This is a genomic window from Citrobacter sp. R-1.5.2 (genome assembly GCF_035064245.1).
Classification (GTDB): domain Bacteria; phylum Pseudomonadota; class Gammaproteobacteria; order Enterobacterales; family Enterobacteriaceae; genus Citrobacter.
Window position 1 is genome coordinate 272,487 of record NZ_JASEYC010000001.1, and the last position, 20,865, is coordinate 293,351.

The 20,865-nt window shown below is 51.7% G+C and carries 16 protein-coding genes and 1 pseudogene; 8 read left to right on the plus strand and 9 right to left on the minus strand.

Annotated elements, in window-relative coordinates:
- Positions 1-146: 146 nt before the first annotated feature.
- The gene (locus QMN38_RS01255) at positions 147-686 is read left to right on the plus strand and encodes a glycine zipper 2TM domain-containing protein (RefSeq protein WP_048211960.1); all 540 of its coding nucleotides are present in this window, start codon (positions 147-149) and stop codon (positions 684-686) included.
- Positions 687-742: 56 nt separating this feature from the next.
- Here QMN38_RS01255 and QMN38_RS01260 read toward each other — a convergent pair.
- Together QMN38_RS01260 and comR are read right to left on the minus strand one after the other, a co-directional pair.
- Positions 743-2,922 (minus strand): annotated as a pseudogene (locus tag QMN38_RS01260) (TonB-dependent siderophore receptor).
- A gap of 254 nt (positions 2,923-3,176) precedes the next feature.
- Complete coding sequence (gene comR / locus QMN38_RS01265; RefSeq protein WP_271448924.1) at positions 3,177-3,812, minus strand: TetR family copper-responsive transcriptional repressor ComR; 636 nt, start codon at positions 3,810-3,812, stop codon at positions 3,177-3,179.
- Positions 3,813-4,055: 243 nt separating this feature from the next.
- Here comR and bhsA point away from each other — a divergent pair, with 243 nt between their 5' ends.
- Entirely contained in the window at positions 4,056-4,313 is a 258-nt protein-coding gene (bhsA, locus tag QMN38_RS01270) for a multiple stress resistance protein BhsA (RefSeq protein WP_040231961.1), read from the plus strand.
- 84 nt (positions 4,314-4,397) lie between these two features.
- On the opposite strand, the gene ldtC is transcribed toward bhsA, so the two are convergent.
- The 3 genes from ldtC to QMN38_RS01285 all read right to left on the minus strand — a co-directional run bounded on the left by ldtC (position 4,398) and on the right by QMN38_RS01285 (position 10,142).
- On the minus strand, positions 4,398-5,363 hold the full coding sequence (gene ldtC, locus QMN38_RS01275) for a L,D-transpeptidase LdtC (RefSeq protein WP_323604315.1): 966 nt from the start codon (positions 5,361-5,363) through the stop codon (positions 4,398-4,400).
- A 148-nt stretch (positions 5,364-5,511) separates the two neighbouring features.
- Entirely contained in the window at positions 5,512-8,958 is a 3,447-nt protein-coding gene (gene mfd / locus QMN38_RS01280; RefSeq protein WP_323604316.1) for a transcription-repair coupling factor, read from the minus strand.
- 119 nt (positions 8,959-9,077) lie between these two features.
- Positions 9,078-10,142, minus strand: coding sequence for an acyltransferase family protein (locus QMN38_RS01285; protein WP_323604574.1), 1,065 nt, complete (start codon positions 10,140-10,142; stop codon positions 9,078-9,080).
- 260 nt (positions 10,143-10,402) lie between these two features.
- Here QMN38_RS01285 and lolC point away from each other — a divergent pair, with 260 nt between their 5' ends.
- The 5 genes from lolC (at position 10,403) to cobB (ending at position 15,434) form a co-directional block, all read left to right on the plus strand.
- Entirely contained in the window at positions 10,403-11,602 is a 1,200-nt protein-coding gene (gene lolC, locus QMN38_RS01290) for a lipoprotein-releasing ABC transporter permease subunit LolC (protein ID WP_323604317.1), read from the plus strand.
- Positions 11,595-12,296: a lipoprotein-releasing ABC transporter ATP-binding protein LolD gene (gene lolD / locus QMN38_RS01295; protein WP_003832278.1), complete on the plus strand. Its 702-nt coding sequence runs from the start codon at positions 11,595-11,597 to the stop codon at positions 12,294-12,296. Before lolC ends, lolD begins: the two co-directional genes overlap by 8 nt.
- Entirely contained in the window at positions 12,296-13,540 is a 1,245-nt protein-coding gene (gene lolE / locus QMN38_RS01300) for a lipoprotein-releasing ABC transporter permease subunit LolE (RefSeq protein ID WP_271448921.1), read from the plus strand. Before lolD ends, lolE begins: the two co-directional genes overlap by 1 nt.
- Positions 13,541-13,685: 145 nt before the next feature.
- Positions 13,686-14,597, plus strand: coding sequence for an N-acetylglucosamine kinase (gene nagK / locus QMN38_RS01305; protein ID WP_137382946.1), 912 nt, complete (start codon positions 13,686-13,688; stop codon positions 14,595-14,597).
- Between the two features lie 15 nt (positions 14,598-14,612).
- Positions 14,613-15,434 (plus strand): Sir2 family NAD+-dependent deacetylase, encoded by an 822-nt coding sequence (cobB, locus tag QMN38_RS01310; protein ID WP_040231971.1) that lies wholly within the window; start codon positions 14,613-14,615, stop codon positions 15,432-15,434.
- A gap of 99 nt (positions 15,435-15,533) precedes the next feature.
- Here cobB and potD read toward each other — a convergent pair whose 3' ends face one another.
- The 4 genes from potD to potA are packed head-to-tail and all read right to left on the minus strand — an operon-like array spanning position 15,534 to position 19,358.
- Entirely contained in the window at positions 15,534-16,580 is a 1,047-nt protein-coding gene (potD, locus tag QMN38_RS01315; RefSeq protein WP_323604318.1) for a spermidine/putrescine ABC transporter substrate-binding protein PotD, read from the minus strand.
- 24 nt (positions 16,581-16,604) lie between these two features.
- Entirely contained in the window at positions 16,605-17,384 is a 780-nt protein-coding gene (gene potC, locus QMN38_RS01320) for a spermidine/putrescine ABC transporter permease PotC (protein ID WP_003030794.1), read from the minus strand.
- Positions 17,381-18,238 carry a spermidine/putrescine ABC transporter permease PotB gene (gene potB, locus QMN38_RS01325; RefSeq protein ID WP_137382944.1) on the minus strand — a complete coding sequence of 286 codons (858 nt, stop codon included), beginning with the start codon at positions 18,236-18,238 and terminating at the stop codon, positions 17,381-17,383. The genes potC and potB overlap by 4 nt, the downstream gene beginning before the upstream one ends.
- Complete coding sequence (gene potA, locus QMN38_RS01330; protein WP_202038886.1) at positions 18,222-19,358, minus strand: spermidine/putrescine ABC transporter ATP-binding protein PotA; 1,137 nt, start codon at positions 19,356-19,358, stop codon at positions 18,222-18,224. The genes potB and potA overlap by 17 nt, the downstream gene beginning before the upstream one ends.
- A gap of 249 nt (positions 19,359-19,607) precedes the next feature.
- Here potA and pepT point away from each other — a divergent pair, with 249 nt between their 5' ends.
- Positions 19,608-20,831, plus strand: coding sequence for a peptidase T (gene pepT, locus QMN38_RS01335; protein ID WP_137382942.1), 1,224 nt, complete (start codon positions 19,608-19,610; stop codon positions 20,829-20,831).
- The last annotated feature ends 34 nt before the right edge of the window (positions 20,832-20,865 follow it).

A 20,865-nucleotide genomic window follows, 5' to 3' on the forward strand; every position in this document is an offset into this window, starting at 1 on the left:
GAAAGGTTCATCCGGCACTTTCTTTCAGAGTTCTCTGAATCATGCTGCTTTCCCCCTTATCCCCGCGATTTTCATCCGTAATCTGATTGGCATTATTTACCTTCTGTTGCAAAGTTGTTGCTAATAGCAAAAAAGGAGGAAGTCCCGTGAATAAATCAATGTTGGCGGGTATAGGGATTGGCGTAGCTGCTGCGCTGGGTGTGGCAGCGGTGGCCAGTCTAAACGTTTTTGAGCGTGGCCCACAGTTTGCACAAGTCGTCTCTGCAACACCGATTAAAGAAACGGTAAAAACACCGCGCCAGGAGTGTCGTAACGTGACGGTTACTCACCGTAAACCTGTACAGGATGAAAACCGTATTGCCGGTTCCGTGCTGGGTGCGGTTGCCGGGGGCGTAATTGGTCATCAGTTTGGTGGTGGACGCGGAAAAGACATTGCGACCGTTGCTGGTGCGTTAGGTGGCGGTTATGCAGGTAACCAGATTCAGGGTTCAATGCAGGAAAACGATACGTACACGACAACACAACAACGTTGTAAAACAGTGTATGACAAATCAGAAAAAATGCTGGGCTACGACGTCACGTATAAAATTGGCGATCAGCAGGGCAAAATCCGTATGGATAAAGATCCCGGTACGCAAATTCCGCTGGATAACAACGGCCAGTTGGTTCTGAATAACAAGGCGTAAAATAGCGTTATCCTGAACATTAGCCCCCCATCGCTCAGGCTGGGGGGCTTTTTTTATTAGAAGGTTAAGGCATAGTTCAAACCAAAGGTGCGACCCCGGCCTTTGTATTCATACAAGGATGGACTGCCATAGGTCGGGCTGTAGAGTAACGGTGCACGCTGTCCCAGAGGGTGGTGTACTCTTCATTCAGCAGGTTCTCAACGCTAAAGGTCAGTTTACCCAGCGGGAGCTGATAGCTGCCGATAAAGTCCATCGTATTGTACCCATCCAGCTTGTTGCCGCTGGCGTCGCTTAGGTCAAATGTCTGCTGACTCTGTACACGCAGCGACCACGGTTCCGGTGCCCAGCCAACCCATGCGGTGGCTTTAGATGGCGAAGCCAGAGTGACATCCCATTTTTGCCATTTACCGTTTTGCTTCACTTCCGATTTAATGATGTTGAAGTTACTTCCCAGACTCCAGTCCGTATCAGCAATGAAATAATCCACCGCGCCTTCAAGGCCATAAATCCGGCGATCGTCGGGCTTTACGTTAATGGTCATATCGTCGCGGTTAACGACGATCGATTTATCAGACGTGGAATAGTAAGCGGCGAGCTGTGTACGCAGATTATCGCCGGTGTAGCGCCACCCCAGTTCGTAAGAGTTAACTTTAATGCCTTCCAGGCGTGAATCCGCTACGTTAACGCTGCGCTGGAGCTGATAATGATCGCCAACCAGCGAGTAGGTACCGTTGCCGTAGTATTTTCCGGGGTCGGGAAGTTCCACACCTTGAGAGAAGTTGAACCAGGTCTGCTGGCGGTCGGTCAGGTGTGCGAGGATGCCCGCGTTAAACAGGAAGTTATCATAATCTGCTTTGCCACCCGGGATACTATCAGCAGAGTTCGCCAGGCCCGTGGCGATGCCTTGCTGCTGCGTATAGCCGACAAAATCATCAACGCGGTTTTCAGTCCACTGGTAGCGGATACCGCCGCTGAGCGTAAAGATGTCATTAATGTCGTAGCTGTTTTGCAGAAAAGGCGCAAAGTTGGTGATGCTGTAACCGGGATAGCGCCCGGTGGTGTAGGCCGTTCGGTTATCCATACCGCCGGAGGGGAGAGAATAAGCCAGATCGAAGAATTCTTGATTGGAATCGAATGTTTCGTGATCGGCGTCGATCCCCCATGTCAGTTCCCAGTTTTCCATCAGCTGGCTGTTGAGGGTGATTTTGGCACCAAACTGGTCAGTATCCTGTTGTGATGCGGAGAAACTGGTGACCTTACCTTTGCTCAGCGTAGGGAAAGGATAGAATTTGAGTGATTCGTCACGGTAATAGATCTGGCTGACCAGATTCTGACCGAAGAAATTAGCATCGGAATATTGCAGACTGATCAGATGCCGTTCCGTGCCGGGGATTCGGTCGGAATTGAGACCACTGCTGGTATTCGCGTTACCGGTTCCCGTCACGGCGGACATGTTCTTGCCGAGATCCAGTCCGTAGTCGTCATCGCCCTGACTTTTGTAGTACTGCGTAACCAGCTGCAGCTGGCGGTCGTCATCAAGCTCAATCGTCCCGGTACCCATCAGGTCCAGGCGATCGGAATGCTGCAGCCCGGTTTGGGTATTATCGAGCATTAAGGCATCGTGGTTGGCATCATACCAACCACCAAATCGTTGATAAGCGACAGACATGCGTCCGGATGCGCGGTCGGTTCCTCCGCTAACTGCGGCGGCAACCCGTTCGTCATGATCGTTACTGTTGTTGAATCCGCTTTTGCTGCCCAGCTCGAGTTCAACTTCACGCTCAGGCTGACCTTTTTTGGTGACGATGTTGATCAAACCACCGGTACTTCCGCCGCCGTACAGCGATGTTGCCCCGGAGATGACTTCAATGTGTGCAATATTAAACGGATCAATGGAGTCGAGCTGACGGCTGTCAGTGCGGGAAGAGTTGAGACGAACACCGTCAATAAGCACAACGATGGCGCGACCACGCATGTTCATCCCGTAGTTGGTCCGTCCCTGGCTGCTGACGTCGATTCCGGGGATCAACTGAGCAAGAACATCCTTAAACTCTTTCCCCCCCTGAACCTGCTGTTCAATCTCTCTACCTTCGATAACCCATGTAGTTTGTGCCATTTGAGACACGGTACGTTGACTACGGTTGGCGCTGACGATGAGATCTTCTTCTTCTGCTGCCATTGCCGGTAGGGTTAAAGACAGTAACAGAGGATTGAGCACCCAGAGATGCTTATTCATTTGTATTCCTTATAAAATTTGTTGGTCTGTTTTTATTTTTACGGCGATAGAAACCGATCGTTACATTATGAAATGGGCATTAAAACAAATGCGAATATTGCTGATAATGATTGACGTTATCAATGTATTTTACAAAAGAAATGCATTAACCCAATGAAAACAATAAAGAATGTAGGGGTTAAGAAGTGCCGTTATCACCGGGAACGGCGTAAGATCCCGGTGATGACAGTAAGACGTGGGGAGTGTGGAGAAGGTTAATCTTTAATCAGTTCAGGCCACAATCGTAACGTGGTGTGCGCGATCTGCATCAGTTTTTCGAATGTGGCTCCTTCGCGGGCGCTGATCGACATACCCTGCAAAATACAGTTCAGATACTCAGCCAACTTTTGTACATCGCAGTGTGCCGGTATTTCACCATGTTCCTGTCGTTGATGCAGAAACTGAGCCAGCGTCTGCTCCTGCATGGCGTGACGGGATTTAACCGTGTGCGCAATGTCCCGGGAGGAGGCGGCCAGCGTAGCGGATGTGTTAATCATAAAACATCCCGCGGGCGTGTCTTTGCTGGTGAAGCAGGTCGCTATTGCGGTGAAATAGTCCTCAAGTGCGGATTCGAGGCTTTTTTCTTCACAAAACAGTTGGGCTTCGTGTTTTGCCGCGAAGCGACTGATATAGCGGTCCAGCACGGCACGAAACAGTCCTTCCTTATTGGTAAATTCTGCATACAGCGTAGGCGCTTTTGCCCCGGTTGCTTCTACGAGATCGGCGAGCGATGTCGCTTCATATCCGTGCTGCCAGAAGAGTGTCATGGCCTTATCAAGCGCGGCTTCCCTGTCGAACACTTTTGGTCGGCCACGGCTTTTTTTTGCACAACTTGTCGTTTCAGTTGTCATGGTGCCGTTGTACCTGGTTGGGTTTATTGAATAACCATTATAAAAATAATCGTGCAGACACTCCAGTGCATTCACGATAAAAATAATTCAATGCTATTGATATGAAAAATAAGGCCTTTATGTTTTAAATAACAATCGTTATAAAAAAATGTTGACGTGTGACCTGGATCACATCTATGATTTACCTATCGATCGTTAAGTTAATCACTTACGGCATACATTCATCTGCTAAAGGTCACTATCATGAAAAACGTAAAAACTCTTTTTGTCGCTGCTGTCCTGAGCTCACTTTCATTTGCAAGCTTTGCCGCTGTTGAAGTTCAGGCTACACCTGCAGGCCAACAGAAAGTCGGTATTATCTCTGCCAACGCCGGGACTAACTTAGGTTCTCTGGAAGATCAACTGGCACAGAAAGCCGATGAAATGGGTGCGAAGTCATTCCGTATTACTTCTGTTACCGGTCCTAACACCCTTCACGGGACTGCAGTTATCTACAAATAAGTTGTAAACCCTCGCATGCCACTGCGAATTCAATAAAAAACCCCCGCGGGAACAAACCGGCAGGGGTTTTTTTATGACCTGAATTTACAGCGTTTGTGCGGGAACATCGCGGTGGCGTGTCACGTCTACCGGCATGCCTGAGCGTAGCTCCATTGCATGCTCCATTACAGCGGCGTCTGTCTGTGCCGCATTTTTAAAGCTCTGCATTGATGAATTCAACACGATTGGCAGTAACTGCGGGTCGTCATTAATCTTTTCTGACAGCGGTTGGTGTACTTCAACCAGGCGCATACCGTTAGGTTCAACGGAGGCTTTAATCGGCGTGTTGATGATGTTCACTTTGGTTCCCGGCGTAACCTGACGGAATAAGGTTTCAATATCACCGTCACGCAGGCGAATACACCCAGAACTGACACGCATACCGATGCCAAAATCCGCGTTGGTCCCATGCAGCAAATACACACCGCCGTAAGCCGCTAAGCGGATAGCATGATGCCCCATCGGGTTATCTGGCCCGGCAGGTACTACAGCAGGGAGGTCGATACCATTGGCTTTATACCGTGCGCGGATATTCGCCGTTGGTGTCCAGGTCGGGTTGGCACGCTTATCAGAGATGGTGGTGACCATTGTTGGGGTCAGGGTGTCGCCGCCTAACTGGCCAATGCCAATGGGATACACGGTCACCGATTTTGTCCCTGGCTGGTAATAGTAAAGACGCAGTTCGGCGAGGTTAATGACAATCCCTTCGCGTGGGGCATCCGGCAGCAGAGTTTGCAATGGGATGGTTAAAACACTGCCCGGGCGAGGTACGTATGGATCGACGCCGGGGTTAGCCTGCAGCAGCGCTAAAAAGCCGACGTTGTATTTTTTCGCAATGGCTTCCAGCGATCCGCCGTTGTTTTCGACAACGTGAGTGGCATTTTCACCCACCAGTTTACTGCCTGGCGGCGGGAGCGGCCAGGTATTCGCTTTAGCCGGAAGCGCTAACGCGACGGTCGCCGCGAGCGTAAAAAGCGTTAGCCAGCGAGAGAGTTGTTTATTGTTTAACATCACCATAAATCCATTGTTTTTACGTGGTTTTTATAATGTAAAAGTAAACAGGAATTATGGCGGTTTGCTGTGTCGGGAAGTGCAGGGAAGTGCAAAGAGTTTGTAAATTCATCGGCCGGGTAAGCACCGCGCTCACCCGGCCGGAACGCTACGCTATGGCGTTTTCTTCAAGTTGACGCATAAATTGACGTACCCAGTCGATACGGGTTTTACGCTCGCTCAAATCTTGCATGAACTTCAGCCGGGTTGGGCCATCCAGACGGAAGTGTTGGGGTTGCTTTTGTAGTAAGCCAATCAGCCACACCGGGTTGACGTGGTTCTTCTCGGCAAACTCAATCGTCCCGCCTTTTTCATTGCCTTCCAGCTTTCTGATACCCAGTTTTTGCGCTTGCTGGCGCAAACGGGCAATATCCAGCAGCGTACGGGCCGGGTCAGGCAACAAACCAAAACGGTCAATCAGTTCAACTTTAATCTCTTCCAGCTCGTTTTCGCCTTTCGCACTGGCAATACGCTTGTAGAACGACAGTCGCGTATTCACATCGGGAATGTAGTCATCTGGCAGTAACGAAGGCATCCGCAGCTCGACTTCAGTTTGCTGGTTGGTGAGATCTTCGAGCGACGGTTCGCGTCCCTCTTTTAGCGCATCAACCGCATTTTCCAGCAGTTCCATGTACAGTGAGAAGCCGATGGTTTCCATCGAACCGCTCTGATCTTCACCCAAAAGTTCTCCCGCGCCGCGGATCTCGAGGTCGTGAGTGGCCAGCGCAAAACCTGCACCCAAATCTTCCAGTGAGGCAATTGCCTCAAGGCGTTTTTGTGCATCGGTGGTCATCGCTTTCGGATGCGGCGTCAACAGCCAGGCATAGGCCTGATGATGTGAACGTCCCACGCGGCCGCGTAGCTGGTGCAATTGTGCCAACCCGAAATGGTCAGCGCGCTCGATAATAATGGTGTTAGCGGTTGGAATGTCGATCCCGGTTTCGATGATGGTGGTACACACCAGCACGTTGAAGCGCTGATGGTGGAAATCGTTCATCACACGTTCCAGCTCGCGTTCGCGCATTTGCCCGTGTCCAATCCCGATACGTGCTTCCGGTACCAGCTCTGCCAGCCTGTCAGCGGTTTTCTGGATGTTTTCAACATCGTTGAACAGGTAGTAGACCTGCCCGCCGCGTAGCACTTCACGCAGGATAGCTTCGCGCACCACCAGATTGTCATACTCGCGCACAAAGGTTTTGACGGCCAAACGACGCGCTGGCGGTGTGGCGATAATTGACAGATCGCGCATGCCGCTCATCGCCATATTGAGCGTACGCGGGATAGGGGTTGCGGTCAGCGTCAGAATATCGACATCGGCGCGCATCGCTTTAATACGCTCTTTGTGACGGACACCGAAGCGGTGCTCTTCATCAACAATCAGCAGACCCAAATCTTTGAGTTTCACATCGCTTTGCAGCAGTTTGTGCGTGCCGATGAGAATATCGATTTTACCTTCGGCAACCTGCTCCAGAATCTGCGCTTGCTCTTTGGCGCTACGAAAACGGGACAGCATCTCAATGCGCACGGGCCAGTTGGCAAAGCGGTCACGGAAGTTGTCGAAATGCTGCTGAGCGAGCAGGGTAGTCGGCACTAAAACGGCCACCTGTTTGTGGTTCTCGACGGCGAGGAATGCGGCGCGCATCGCCACTTCGGTTTTACCGAAGCCGACGTCACCACACACCAGACGGTCCATTGCCAGCGGTTGGCACATATCGCTTAGTACCGCGTTGATGGCCTGCGCCTGATCGGGCGTGGTTTCAAACGGGAAGCTGTCACAAAACAGCTGATACTGCTCGCGGTCGTGCTTAAAGGCAAAACCTTCTTTTGCCGCACGCTGGGCGTAAATATCCAGCAACTCCGCCGCGACGTCACGCACCTTCTCGGCGGCTTTCTGCCTGGCGCGCGACCAGGCATCTCCGCCAAGTTTATGCAGCGGGGCATTCTCTTCCGCACCTCCGGCATAGCGGCTTATCAAATGCAACGATGACACCGGTACATACAATTTGGCGTCGTTGGCATAGGTGAGCATCAGGTATTCGCCCGTAATGCCGCCCGCTTCCAGTGTGGTCATGCCGGCATAGCGACCCACGCCGTGCTCAAGGTGCACGACGGGCTGCCCCGGATGCAGCTCAGCGAGGTTTCGGATCAATGTATCCGGGTTAATCGTGCGGCGGGAATCCTGGCGGCGGCGTGCCACGCGCTCACCAAGGAGATCGCTTTCGCAAATCAGTGCCAGGTTGCGTTTGGTATCAATGAAACCATGTTCTGCCGCACCAATCATCAGATAACGACCGCTGTCGGCGGCTTCATCAAGGCGTAAAATACGTTTTGGCGCAACTTTGATGCGAGCCAGAAGTTCGCCGAGTGCTTCACGGCGGCCTTCACTCTCTACCGAGAAAATGACCGGACCGTTAAAGGTTTCCAGAAATTTACGCAGCGCATCCAGCGGCGACTTCTGTTGCGCTTGTACGGCGATGTCCGGCAGCTTCTGGAATCCCAGATTAGTGTTTGCCGCTTTGTTTGCCAGACTTTCGGTTTTGAGCTGGACGCGAGGCCAGCGTTTAAGTTCAGAAAAAAGCTCATCAACCCGTAGCCACAGCGATTCTGGCGGCAGCAGTGGGCGCATCGGATCGACACCCCGATTCTCAAAGCGTGACAGTGTATCTGCCTGGAAACGTTCTGCGCTGGTTTCAATATCACCGGTATTCACTAACAGCGTATTGGCAGGGAAGTAGCTGAACAGCGGTGGTAGCGGTTCACTGAAAAACAGCGGTTGCCAGTATTCAATCCCGGCAGGTAACGTGCCTTTACTGACCTGCTGGTAAATATGCTCGGCGTCACGTTTAACTTCAAAGGTATCGCGCCACTGGCTGCGGAACAGCTCAATGGCTGTTTTATCGGTAGGAAATTCGTGGGCAGGCAGCAAATTAATGGCGTCGACTTCTTCCAGCGTGCGTTGTGTATCGGTGTCAAACAGACGCAGGCTGTCGATTTCGTCATCAAAGAAATCAAGGCGATAAGGCAGTTCACTGCCCATTGGGAACAAGTCCAACAACGCACCGCGTGTGGCGTATTCACCGTGCTCCATAACCTGATCAACATGGCGATAACCGGCGCTGTCCAGTTGCTCACGCAGGGCATCACGCGACAGGCGCTGACCCTTTTTCATCACCAGTGCATGACCGTGTAGATAGCTGTGCGGGCAGACGCGCTGCATCAACGTGTTGACCGGTACGATCAGCACACCGCGTTGCATCGCAGGCAGTTGATACAACGTGGAGAGTCGCGAGGAGATAATTTCCTGATGCGGGGAAAAACTGTCATAGGGCAGTGTTTCCCAGTCAGCCAGATTCATCACCATCTGGTCGGTAAACTGACGAATTTCATCATGCAGACGCAAGGCATTTTGCATGTCTGGCGCGATAAGCGCCACTGGTCCCGGATGGTGTTCGGCGATTTCTGCGACCAGCGTCGCGCAGGCGGCACCGGTAAGTTCACCCAACTGGCGCTGATCGGAAGCGCCGGCTGGAAGCGTGTAACGATGTTGTTCAGGCATTCGGTTGTCAGGATCTCGTTTGGATATACGTCTGATAAGCAATGTTTCTTTATTATCCGTGATCGTTTCTCATAAGCAAATTGATTCGCCCCCGAATGGGGGCAAAAAGCGCGTAAGGTTTAGCGGAAAACGATGGAGAAAGACGGCGGTGAGAAGAGCAGATCGGCAACGATTTTTTGTGAAATTTTTCGAACCATTAGTCCGACCAGCGTACACAACAGTAAGCAGACGAACGGGTACATCAGTAGCAGGGCCAGCTCTACGTTTGCGGACCAGACGGTATGATTGAGTTTGGGAAGTAGCGTTAAGCTAATCAGTTCCACCAGAATTCGGTGGGTGGTGTAGATGGCGATAGTATTGGAACCTATCACGCTCAATGGACTGGATGCACTCATGCCAAAACGTTGTTCAAATTGATAAAACAACTTCATGATGAGTACGATGGAAACCAGTGAGAGTAATAGCGAAATATTTGCCCGCCAGGCGATGACAGCCACCAGTGTACTCACCGTTACGATGACTGCGTGACGGCGAAGGGGAACGTCTTTGATCCACGTCATCAGCGTTGCGCCAAACCAGGCGCCGAGACTGTACCAGGGCAAATTACGTATTACGCTGTTTAGCCCCCACCATGGGGTCGGGAAAAAGTTGATTGCCACACTCAGCAATGCAAACAGTCCCAGTAGCGGTAATGCCCAGCGGCTGAAGATCTTACACAAGACAAAATAGACAATCAGCGCATACAGATACCACAGACTGGTGCTGGCTGTGAGCATTCCCCATGTAAAGTCTCCCAGTGAACCGGCATAGGCTGCATTGGCCGCATGGCCCAGCTCACGTTGCGGAGCCAGCCAGTTATTGAGCGTGGTCAACGCCAGCCATTGCACGATTCCCCACAGTATCAGCACCCAGGCAATACTCCAGATGCGTTTGTCTACACAGGTTGTCCACGGGATGTTTGCAATGTAGCGGCGGATCAGATAGCCCGAAATAAAGAAAAAGACTGGCATGCGAAACGGTGCCAGATACAGATTGAGGTAGATCCAGCATTTGGTTAGCACCTGTGAGAGTGGATGCTGAAAGGCGGTGAGATGGGGATAAAAGGTAATGACCGAGTGGTAAATAACTACCAGGCAGATACATAACCCTTTGATTTGATTAATCCATAACTCTTTTTTATTCATTGCAGTGGCGTATCCATAGTGTGTGAGATAGCCTGCCATCCTGCAAAACCCTTCCTTCGCTGTAATGCGTAACCGTCTGCTTTTTATTTTTTTAAGATAAAGATCAGGAACAACGGATGAGGGAAAAGTGGAAACTTTAGCGAATTGATTTGGTTATACTTTTCAGAACAATGCTGACGAACACTTACGGTTCAGTCATTTACCCATCCCGCTTTCGCTTATATACTCGTGACTTTGCTAACAGCAACCAGACGGATTTCATGTACCAACCTGTCGCTCTATTCATTGGCCTGCGTTATATGCGTGGGCGTGCAGCAGATCGCTTCGGTCGTTTCGTTTCCTGGCTCTCTACCATTGGCATTACTCTTGGGGTAATGGCGCTGGTCACGGTATTGTCGGTGATGAACGGTTTCGAGCGCGAGCTGCAAAATAACATCCTTGGTCTGATGCCTCAGGCTATTCTCTCGGCTGAGCAAGGCTCTCTTAACCCGCAGCAGTTGCCGGAAAAAGCCGTGGTATTGAACGGCGTCAACCGTGTTGCGCCGCTAACAACGGGCGATGTGGTCCTGCAGAGTGCGCGTAGCGTGGCAGTCGGGGTGATGCTGGGCATCGACCCGGCGCAAAAAGATCCGTTAACGCCGTATCTGGTCAATGTGAAGCAAACAGATCTCGAACCGGGTAAGTATAATGTCATCCTCGGTGAGCAGCTTGCCGGACAGTTAGGTGTGAATCGCGGCGATCAAATTCGCGTGATGGTGCCTTCTGCCAGCCAGTTTACGCCAATGGGACGCTTGCCGAGCCAGCGTTTGTTTACGGTGATTGGTACCTTTGCCGCCAATAGTGAAGTCGATGGTTATCAGATGTTGACCAACATCCAGGATGCGTCACGTCTGATGCGTTATCCGGCAGGCAATATCACCGGCTGGCGTCTGTGGCTAAATGAACCGCTCAACGTTGATACGCTGAGTCAACAAACGTTACCGCAAGGCACCAAATGGCAGGACTGGCGCGAGCGTAAAGGTGAGCTGTTCCAGGCGGTGCGAATGGAAAAAAACATGATGGGGCTGTTGCTGAGCCTGATCGTGGCGGTAGCGGCGTTTAATATTATTACCTCGCTGGGTCTGATGGTAATGGAGAAGCAAGGGGAAGTGGCGATTTTACAAACGCAGGGGCTCACGCCGCGGCAAATAATGATGGTGTTTATGGTTCAGGGGGCCAGTGCCGGGATTATCGGCGCGCTGCTGGGGGCCGTGCTGGGCGCGTTGCTTGCCAGCCAACTGAACAACCTGATGCCGATTATCGGCGTGCTGCTGGACGGTGCCGCGTTGCCTGTCGCTATTGAGCCGTTGCAGGTGATCGTTATTGCACTGGTGGCAATGGCCATCGCACTGCTGTCTACGCTTTATCCTTCCTGGCGCGCTGCCGCCACTCAACCCGCTGAGGCTTTACGTTATGAATAAGATCCTGTTGCAATGCGACAACCTGTGCAAACGCTATCAGGAAGGCACGGTGCAGACTGATGTTCTGCACGATGTCAGTTTTTGCGTCGGCGAGGGTGAGATGATGGCGATTGTCGGCAGCTCAGGCTCCGGCAAAAGTACATTGCTTCATCTGCTCGGCGGGCTGGATACGCCGACTTCCGGCGACGTCATTTTTAGCGGTCAACCGATGAGCAAACTCTCGTCAGCGGCGAAAGCGGAACTGCGTAATCAGAAGCTCGGATTTATTTACCAGTTCCACCATTTGTTGCCAGACTTTACCGCGCTGGAAAACGTGGCGATGCCGCTACTGATTGGCAAGAAGAAGCCGGCTGAAATTACCGAGCGCGCACGTGACATGCTGAAAGCGGTTGGGCTGGATCACCGTGCCAGCCACCGTCCGTCCGAACTCTCAGGCGGCGAGCGTCAACGTGTTGCGATTGCCCGTGCGCTGGTGAATAACCCGCGTCTGGTGTTGGCAGATGAGCCAACAGGTAACCTTGATGCGCGTAACGCGGACAGTATTTTTGAGCTTCTGGGTGAGTTGAACCGTTCTCAGGGCACAGCATTTCTGGTTGTGACGCACGATCTGCAACTGGCGAAGCGCATGAGCCGCCAGCTTGAAATGCGCGATGGTCGCCTGACGGCCGAACTGAGCCTGATGGGAGCAGAGTAATGGCTTCGCCTTTATCGTTATTGATTGGGTTACGTTTTAGCCGTGGTCGGCGGCGCGGCGGTATGGTTTCGCTGATTTCCGTCATCTCCACCATCGGTATTGCATTAGGTGTGGCGGTATTGATTGTCGGTTTGAGCGCCATGAACGGTTTTGAGCGCGAGCTGAACAACCGCATTCTGGCGGTCGTGCCGCACGGTGAGATAGAAGCGGTGAACCAGCCGTGGAATAACTGGCAGGACGCGCTGGCCAACGTGCAAAAGGTACCGGGTATTGTCGCGGCTGCGCCGTATATCAATTTCACCGGGCTGGTGGAGAGTGGCGCGAACTTGCGTGCCGTACAGGTAAAAGGCGTGGATCCGAAGCAGGAGCAACGTTTAAGTGCGCTACCGTCATTTGTGCAAAACCATGCCTGGGATAATTTCAAAGCGGGTGAGCAGCAGGTCATTATTGGCAAGGGGATTGCTGACGCGCTGAAGGTGAAGCAGGGGGATTGGGTGTCGATTATGATCCCCAATGCCAGCGCCGATCACAAGCTACAGCAGCCTAAACGTGTGCGTTTGCACGTTACCGGTATTCTGCAACTGAGCGGTCAGCTCGATCACAGCTTTGCCATGATCCCAATGGAAGACGCGCAGCAGTATCTGGATATGGGCTCCAGCGTTTCCGGGATTGCCCTGAAGGTCAACGATGTCTTTAACGCCAATAAGTTGGTCAGAGACGCCGGTGAAGTGACCAACAACTATGTCTACATTAAGAGCTGGATCGGTACTTACGGCTATATGTATCGCGATATCCAGATGATTCGCGCCATTATGTATCTGGCCATGGTGTTGGTGATTGGCGTTGCCTGTTTCAATATCGTTTCAACGTTAGTGATGGCGGTAAAAGACAAGAGCGGTGATATTGCGGTATTAAGAACGCTGGGGGCGAAAGACGGGCTGATCCGCGCTATCTTCGTCTGGTATGGACTGCTGGCGGGTCTGTTCGGTAGTCTGATAGGTGTGGTTATTGGTGTTGTTGTTTCTCTGCAGCTCACACCGATCATCAATGGTATTGAGGCGCTTATCGGCCATCAGTTCCTTTCGGGCGATATTTATTTTATTGACTTCCTGCCATCTGAATTGCACTGGCTGGATGTGATTTATGTGTTGGTGACAGCATTGTTGCTGAGTCTTTTGGCAAGTTGGTATCCGGCGCGTCGCGCCAGCAATATTGACCCTGCGAGAGTACTTAGCGGCCAATAACAACAAGATATACACTAAGGCATTCATGCTGTCTCAAGGCGGCAAGCCCGAAAATCACCAGACGCATAAACAACGATGTGACGGGGTGTGAGGGTGCAGCCAACGCAGAGGCAGCCTGAAGGAAGACGTGTATCAAGGAGCGGTGATGTATTACGGGTTTGACATTGGCGGAACAAAAATTGCGTTAGGCGTCTTCGATAATCACCGTCGGTTGCAGTGGGAGAAACGTGTCCCTACGCCACGCGACAGCTATGACGCTTTCCTTGATGCGGTGTGCGCTCTGGTGACAGAGGCGGACCAGCGCTTTGGCGTTAAGGGGTCAGTAGGGATTGGTATTCCGGGCATGCCCGAGACCGAAGACGGCACGCTGTATGCGGCTAACGTTCCTGCCGCCAGTGGCAAACCGCTGCGGGCCGATCTCAGCGCACGACTGGATCGCGATGTGCGTCTGGATAATGATGCCAACTGTTTTGCACTCTCCGAAGCCTGGGACGATGAGTTCACCCAGTATCCGTTAGTCATGGGCTTAATCCTCGGCACTGGTGTCGGTGGTGGCCTGGTGCTTAACGGAAAGTCTATCACTGGACGTAGCTATATTACCGGCGAGTTCGGCCATATCCGTTTGCCTGTTGATGCGTTGACGTTGATGGGATTTGATTTCCCACTGCGTCGATGCGGATGTGGTCAACTGGGGTGCATCGAAAGCTATCTTTCCGGTGGCGGATTTGCATGGTTGTACCAGCATTACTACCATCAACCTCTGGATGCCCGTGAAATTATCGCCCTCTGGGAGCAAGGCGATGAGCATGCGCGTGCGCATGTAGAGCGTTATCTGGATTTGCTGGCCGTTTGCCTGGGTAATATCCTGACTATCGTCGATCCAGATTTAGTGGTGATTGGCGGTGGCTTGTCGAACTTTACCGCTATTACGACGCAACTGGCGGATCGACTGCCACGTCATTTGCTGCCCGTTGCCCGTGTGCCGCGTATTGAGCAGGCACGACACGGTGATGCGGGTGGGATGCGCGGAGCCGCTTTCCTACATCTTACCGATTAATACAAAGAGGTTGTTATGCTGTCGCGTCGGGGTCATCGATTAAGCCGTTTTCGTAAAAATAAACGCCATTTGCGCGATCGCCTGCGTCAACGGATCTTTTTCAGAGACAGAGTGGTGCCTGAGCTGGTGGAAAAACCAAGGGTATTAGTCCTGACTGGTGCGGGGATTTCTGCTGAATCAGGGATTCGTACTTTCCGTGCTGCAGATGGTCTTTGGGAAGAACATCGGGTTGAGGATGTGGCAACGCCGGAAGGATTTAGCCGTAATCCTGGATTGGTTCAGTCATTTTATAACGCCCGTCGTCACCAGTTGCAGCAGCCCGAAATTCAGCCAAACGCGGCGCATATCGCGTTGGCAAAACTCGAAGCCGAGCTGGGTGATCGCTTTCTACTGGTAACGCAAAATATCGATAATCTGCACGAACGTGCGGGTAGCCAGAACGTTATCCATATGCACGGCGAGCTCCTTAAGGTTCGCTGTTCGCAAAGCGGGCAGATTTTAGACTGGACAGGGGACGTCACGCCGGAAGACAAATGCCATTGCTGCCAGTTCCCAGCGCCACTGCGACCGCACGTTGTCTGGTTTGGTGAAATGCCTCTGGGGATGGATGAAATTTATATGGCACTGGCGATGGCAGATGTTTTCATTGCCATTGGCACGTCAGGACATGTTTATCCGGCTGCGGGGTTTGTCCACGAAGCGCGTCTGCATGGAGCGCATACGGTGGAGTTAAATCTTGAGCCAAGCCAGGTGGGTAGCGAGTTTGAAGAGAAGTATTACGGCCCGGCAAGCCAGGTGGTGCCTGAGTTTGTTGAGAAGTTATTAAAAGGGCTGTGAGCACGGATGGCGTAGGCCCGATAAGCGTCGCGCCATCGGGCAGTGACGATACGCCGGATGCGACGCTGGCGCGTCTTATCCGGCCTACGAGGAGGGCAATTAGCGTCCTGCTTTCAGCTTCTGATAATACTCTTCATAGATAGCGCTGGCGGAACCGACATCGTTCTGCCATTCCCCCTTATTGATGATTTCTGCATCCGGGTAGAGCGTTTTATCGTTCGCCACTTCCGGGCTTAACAGCTTACGTGCCGCCAGGTTTGGCGTCGGGTAACCAATGGTTTCCGCGACTTCTTTCGCCACATCCGGGCGCAACAGGAAGTTAATTAGCTTCAGCGCACCTTCTTTGTTTTTAGCATTTGCCGGAATAGACAGGCTGTCCATCCAGAAAATACCCCCTTCTTTCGGCCAGACGACTTCCAGCGGTGTACCCGCCTGACGGGCCACGAACGCAGAACCGTTCCACACCATCCCCAGATTAACTTCGCCTTCCATATACGGATTAGCCGGGTTATCGGAGTTGAAGGCTGCAACGTTAGGCATTAGCTTCTTGAGCTCGTTATACGCGGCTTCAATCTCTTTCGGGTCGGTGGTATTCCCGGAGTATCCCAGCTTGCGCAGCGCCATCTGGAATACTTCGCGGGCATCATCCGTTAACAGCAGGCTGCCTTTGTATTCCGGTTTCCACAGGTCAGCCCAGCTGGTCACGGTTTTGGGATCAATGGCATCACTGTTAATACCAATGGCTGTCGCACCCCAGATATACGGGATTGAGTAGTCGTTGTTCGGGTCAAACGGCTTATTGAGCATTTCCGGATCGAGGTTGTGGAAGTTGGTTAACTTCGACTTATCGATCTTTTGGATCATGCCTTCCTTGCGCATTTTGTCGACGTAATAGGTGGAAGGCACCACCAGATCGTACGCACCGTCTTTGTAGGTTTTGAGCTTGGCGTACATGGTCTCATTCGACTCGTAGGTCGAATAGATGACCTTGATCCCGGTCTCTTTAGTGAACTGTTCCAGTAGCCCAGGCGGCACGTACTCGGTCCAGTTATAGAAATACAGCGTGTTGTTATCATCAGCGTGAGCGGCGCTCATGCCCAGTGCCAGAGCACCCGCCGCGAGCAGGTGGCGTGACCATTTTTTCATTTAACGTCCCCTGAATGAAGGGCCTCAACGGCCCTTGGTTTTATCACGTGCAATAAGCTGGCTGGCGATCACCATAACCAGCGACAGAACCAACAAAATGGTTGCCAGTGCGTTCACTTCTGGTGATACGCCGACTTTAACCATTGAGTAGATTTTTAATGGCAAAATTTCATAGCCGGGTCCGGTGACGAAGGACGAAACCACGACATCATCCATCGACAGCGTAAAGCTCAGCAACCAACCCGCAGCTACCGCAGGCATGGCCAATGGCAGAATGATTTTGCGCAGAATAGTCACTTCACTGGCACCCAGGTCTTTTGCTGCTTCAAGCATACGTACGTCAAAGCCTTTCAAACGTGAGTAGACCGTCACCACCACAAAAGGCAGGCAGAAGGTAATATGCGAAAACAGCAACGACCAGAAGCCCAACTGAATGCCAATCAGCATAAACAGCACCAGCAGCGAAATTGCCATCACGATATCCGGCGACATCATCACCACAAACAACATGCCGCTGACAAATGGCTTGCCACGAAAACGGTAACGATACAGAGCGACCGCAGTCAGTGAACCGATCAGTGTGGCAAAGGTCGCGGAGAGCACGGCCATCGTCAGTGAGTGCTGTGCCGCCTGCAGCAAACTGTCGTTGTTCATCAGCAGGCCGTACCATTTGGTGGTAAAGCCTTGCCAGTTAATGCCAAAGCGCGAGCTGTTAAAGGAGTTCACAATCAAAATGATGATTGGAATGTACAGGTACGCGTAGATAGCGGTCATAAAACCGCCGCGAAGCAGTCGACCGATCATTCGAGTTCCACCTTCTTGTTCAGCAAGCGGGAAGCGCGCCAGTAGATCAGCAGCATCAGCCCCATGACGATGGTCAGGGTAATACTGGTGGCGGCCCCAAACGGCCAGTCGCGGATGTTCAGGAACTGCACTTTAATCACATTACCAATCAGCAGGTTTTTCGCGCCGCCCATCAGGTCGGATACGTAAAACAGCCCCATGGCTGGCAGCATAACCAGTAAACATCCGGCAATAATTCCCGGCATTGTCAGCGGGATAATAATGCGGGTGAAGGTCTGAAGTTTGCTGGCACCCAGATCGCGCGCAGCTTCGAGTAACGGTTTATCCAGTTTCTCAATGCTGGAGTAGAGCGGCATCACCATAAATGGCAGCAGGATATACACCAGGCCAATAATTACCGCGCTGGGGGTAAACATAATGCGAATGGGCGTATCAATCACGCCGAGCCAGAGTAGAAACTCGTTGAGATAGCCTTTGGTACTGAGGAAAATTTTGAGTCCGTAGATGCGAATAAGCGAGTTGGTCCAGAACGGAACAATCAGGAGGAAGAGCAGCAGTGGACGCACTTTCTCCGGCAGCTTTACCAAAAACCAGGCAAACGGATAGCCGAGTACCAGGCAGGCGAGTGTGGCAATCAGCGCCATATTGAGGGAGTGAACCAGCACCTCAAAATAGAGCGGATCGAGCAGGCGAGCATAGTTTTCCAGCGTAAAGACCATTTTGACGAAATTAGCGTCGTCACGGGTCAAAAAGCTGGTGCCGATGATCATCAGGTTGGGCAGAAAGACAAACAACACAAGCCAACCGACAATGGTGACGATCACCACACTCTGGAATTTACTTGTGTTCTTCATCAGCCAGTACGACCTCCCAGCTTTCTACCCAGTTAATCGCCATTTTCTGGTCGAGCGAGTGGTCGAAGTCAGGATCGTCTTCGTTGAAGAATTCGCTGACCATTACCATCTTGCCGTTTTCCAGTTCAACAACTGACTCCAGCGTCATGCCTTTATAGTTACGTTCACGCACGTAACCGATAAGTCCTTCAATATGATTATCGTCGTTGATCTCGTCAACACGCAGATCTTCCGGACGCAACAGTACGTGTAGCTTCTGTCCGGGGACTACCGCGAAGTTCACGTAAATATTACACTCGCGACCTTCAACGTTAGCACGGACACGCTGTTCGTCCAGACGTTCAATGACCGTCGCGTTAAACATATTGATTTCACCGATGAACCCGGCGACGAACAGATTCTTCGGTTCTTCGTAGATTTCTCGCGGTGTGCCATCCTGCTCAATTTTGCCATCACGCATGACCACAATACGGTCTGACATTGTCAGTGCTTCTTCCTGATCGTGGGTGACAAAAACAAAAGTGATACCGAGTTTACGCTGTAACGCTTTCAGTTCGTTCTGCATCTGCTTACGCAGTTTATAGTCCAGCGCAGAGAGAGATTCATCCAGCAGAAGCAAACGCGGTTTATTGACCACTGCACGGGCAATCGCCACGCGTTGCTGTTGGCCACCGGAGAGTTGATGCGGTTTTCGCTGAGCGAACTCTTCCAGTTGCACCATGCGCAGGGCTTCGGTGACGCGCGGAGGAATATCGGCTGCGGGGGTTTTTTGCATGCGTAAACCAAAGGCCACATTTTCAAAAACGGTCATGTGGGGGAATAGGGCATAACTTTGGAATACGGTATTCACGTAGCGGTTTTCCGCAGGAACGTGAGTGATGTCCTGGTTGTCCAGCATAATATGACCGGAATCAACCGTTTCCAGACCGGCAATCAGGCGAAGAACGGTTGTTTTACCGCAGCCAGAGGGGCCAAGTAGCGTGAGAAATTCGCCATTATTGATGGTCAAATCCAGGTTGGAAATCACCTCTTTGCCATCGAAACTCTTGCGAATTCCCGCTAGTTGCACCAGTGGAGAAAGCGAACGCGGTTGTTTATTCAATTTTTTACTCTGTCCCATGTAAACGCAACGGATGGCTGACCGATGCGGGGTTTGTGGTTAACCACCTTGATGACTCTTAATGAGGGCCGTTATTCTACGGCAAAGCGTTGTAATCGCCAATCCTTGTTGCGAATTACTGACTTAGCTTTATATTCAGAAGGATGTCATGGCGAAATATTCTCACTTGCGGGGATAAAAGTGACCTGACGCAATATTTGTCTTTTGTTGCTTATTGATAATGTTGTCACAAAAAGTGAGGGTGACTGCATGGATAAACTACTTGAGCGTTTTTTACACTACGTGTCGCTGGACACCCAATCAAAATCGGGCGTGCGGCAGGTACCCAGCACTGAAGGACAGTGGAAGTTATTGCAGTTGCTCAAGCAGCAACTCGAAGAGATGGGGCTGGTCAATATTACCTTGAGCGACAAGGGGACGTTGATGGCAACGTTGCCCGCAAACGTTGCCGGCAATATTCCCGCTATCGGTTTTATTTCCCATGTGGATACCTCACCGGATTTCAGTGGCAAAAACGTCAATCCGCAAATCGTTGAAAATTACCGTGGCGGCGATATTGCGCTCGGTATTGGCGATGAGGTTCTGTCGCCGGTAATGTTCCCGGTGCTGCATCAACTTCTGGGCCAGACGTTGATCACCACAGACGGCAAAACGCTGCTGGGTGCGGATGATAAAGCCGGTATTGCGGAAATTATGACCGCACTGGCCGTGTTGATACAAAAAGATATTCCACACGGTGATATCCGCGTGGCCTTTACGCCAGATGAAGAGGTCGGTAAAGGCGCGAAACATTTCGACGTTGCAGCATTTGACGCGAAGTGGGCCTATACCGTCGACGGTGGCGGTGTGGGTGAACTGGAGTTTGAAAACTTCAACGCAGCGTCGGTCAATATCAAGATCGTCGGTAACAATGTGCATCCGGGTACGGCAAAAGGGGTGATGGTGAACGCACTGTCGCTGGCGGCTCGCATCCATGCCGAAGTTCCTGCCGATGAAAGCCCGGAAGCGACGGAAGGCTATGAAGGTTTTTACCATCTGGCAAGCATGAAAGGGACGGTTGATCGGGCTGATATGCACTACATTATCCGCGATTTTGACCGTAAGCAGTTTGAAGCGCGTAAACGCAAAATCATGGATATCGCCAAAAAGGTCGGTAAAGGGTTACATCCGGACTGCTATATCGAGCTGGTGATTGAAGACAGTTACTACAATATGCGCGAGAAAGTGATCGAGCATCCGCATGTGCTGGATATCGCCCAGCAGGCAATGCGTGATTGTGACATTGAGCCGGATCTTAAACCCATTCGTGGCGGCACCGACGGCGCGCAACTGTCGTTCATGGGATTACCTTGCCCAAATCTGTTCACCGGTGGCTATAACTATCATGGTAAGCATGAGTTTGTGACACTGGAAGGCATGGAAAAAGCCGTACAGGTGATTGTGCGTATTGCGGAATTGACGGCGAAACAGTAGCCGCTTTTGTCGGTGGATGCCGGATGGCGCTTCG

What these genes read in the sequence shown, in the direction of transcription:
- comR (WP_271448924.1), bottom strand. Translation starts at nt 3,812, where the DNA reads ATGACAACTGAAACGACAAGTTGTGCAAAAAAAAGCCGTGGCCGACCA.
- bhsA (WP_040231961.1), top strand. Translation starts at nt 4,056, where the DNA reads ATGAAAAACGTAAAAACTCTTTTTGTCGCTGCTGTCCTGAGCTCACTT.
- ldtC (WP_323604315.1), bottom strand. Translation starts at nt 5,363, where the DNA reads ATGTTAAACAATAAACAACTCTCTCGCTGGCTAACGCTTTTTACGCTC.
- mfd (WP_323604316.1), bottom strand. Translation starts at nt 8,958, where the DNA reads ATGCCTGAACAACATCGTTACACGCTTCCAGCCGGCGCTTCCGATCAG.
- QMN38_RS01285 (WP_323604574.1), bottom strand. Translation starts at nt 10,142, where the DNA reads ATGAATAAAAAAGAGTTATGGATTAATCAAATCAAAGGGTTATGTATC.
- lolC (WP_323604317.1), top strand. Translation starts at nt 10,403, where the DNA reads ATGTACCAACCTGTCGCTCTATTCATTGGCCTGCGTTATATGCGTGGG.
- lolD (WP_003832278.1), top strand. Translation starts at nt 11,595, where the DNA reads ATGAATAAGATCCTGTTGCAATGCGACAACCTGTGCAAACGCTATCAG.
- lolE (WP_271448921.1), top strand. Translation starts at nt 12,296, where the DNA reads ATGGCTTCGCCTTTATCGTTATTGATTGGGTTACGTTTTAGCCGTGGT.
- nagK (WP_137382946.1), top strand. Translation starts at nt 13,686, where the DNA reads ATGTATTACGGGTTTGACATTGGCGGAACAAAAATTGCGTTAGGCGTC.
- cobB (WP_040231971.1), top strand. Translation starts at nt 14,613, where the DNA reads ATGCTGTCGCGTCGGGGTCATCGATTAAGCCGTTTTCGTAAAAATAAA.
- potD (WP_323604318.1), bottom strand. Translation starts at nt 16,580, where the DNA reads ATGAAAAAATGGTCACGCCACCTGCTCGCGGCGGGTGCTCTGGCACTG.
- potC (WP_003030794.1), bottom strand. Translation starts at nt 17,384, where the DNA reads ATGATCGGTCGACTGCTTCGCGGCGGTTTTATGACCGCTATCTACGCG.
- potB (WP_137382944.1), bottom strand. Translation starts at nt 18,238, where the DNA reads ATGAAGAACACAAGTAAATTCCAGAGTGTGGTGATCGTCACCATTGTC.
- potA (WP_202038886.1), bottom strand. Translation starts at nt 19,358, where the DNA reads ATGGGACAGAGTAAAAAATTGAATAAACAACCGCGTTCGCTTTCTCCA.
- pepT (WP_137382942.1), top strand. Translation starts at nt 19,608, where the DNA reads ATGGATAAACTACTTGAGCGTTTTTTACACTACGTGTCGCTGGACACC.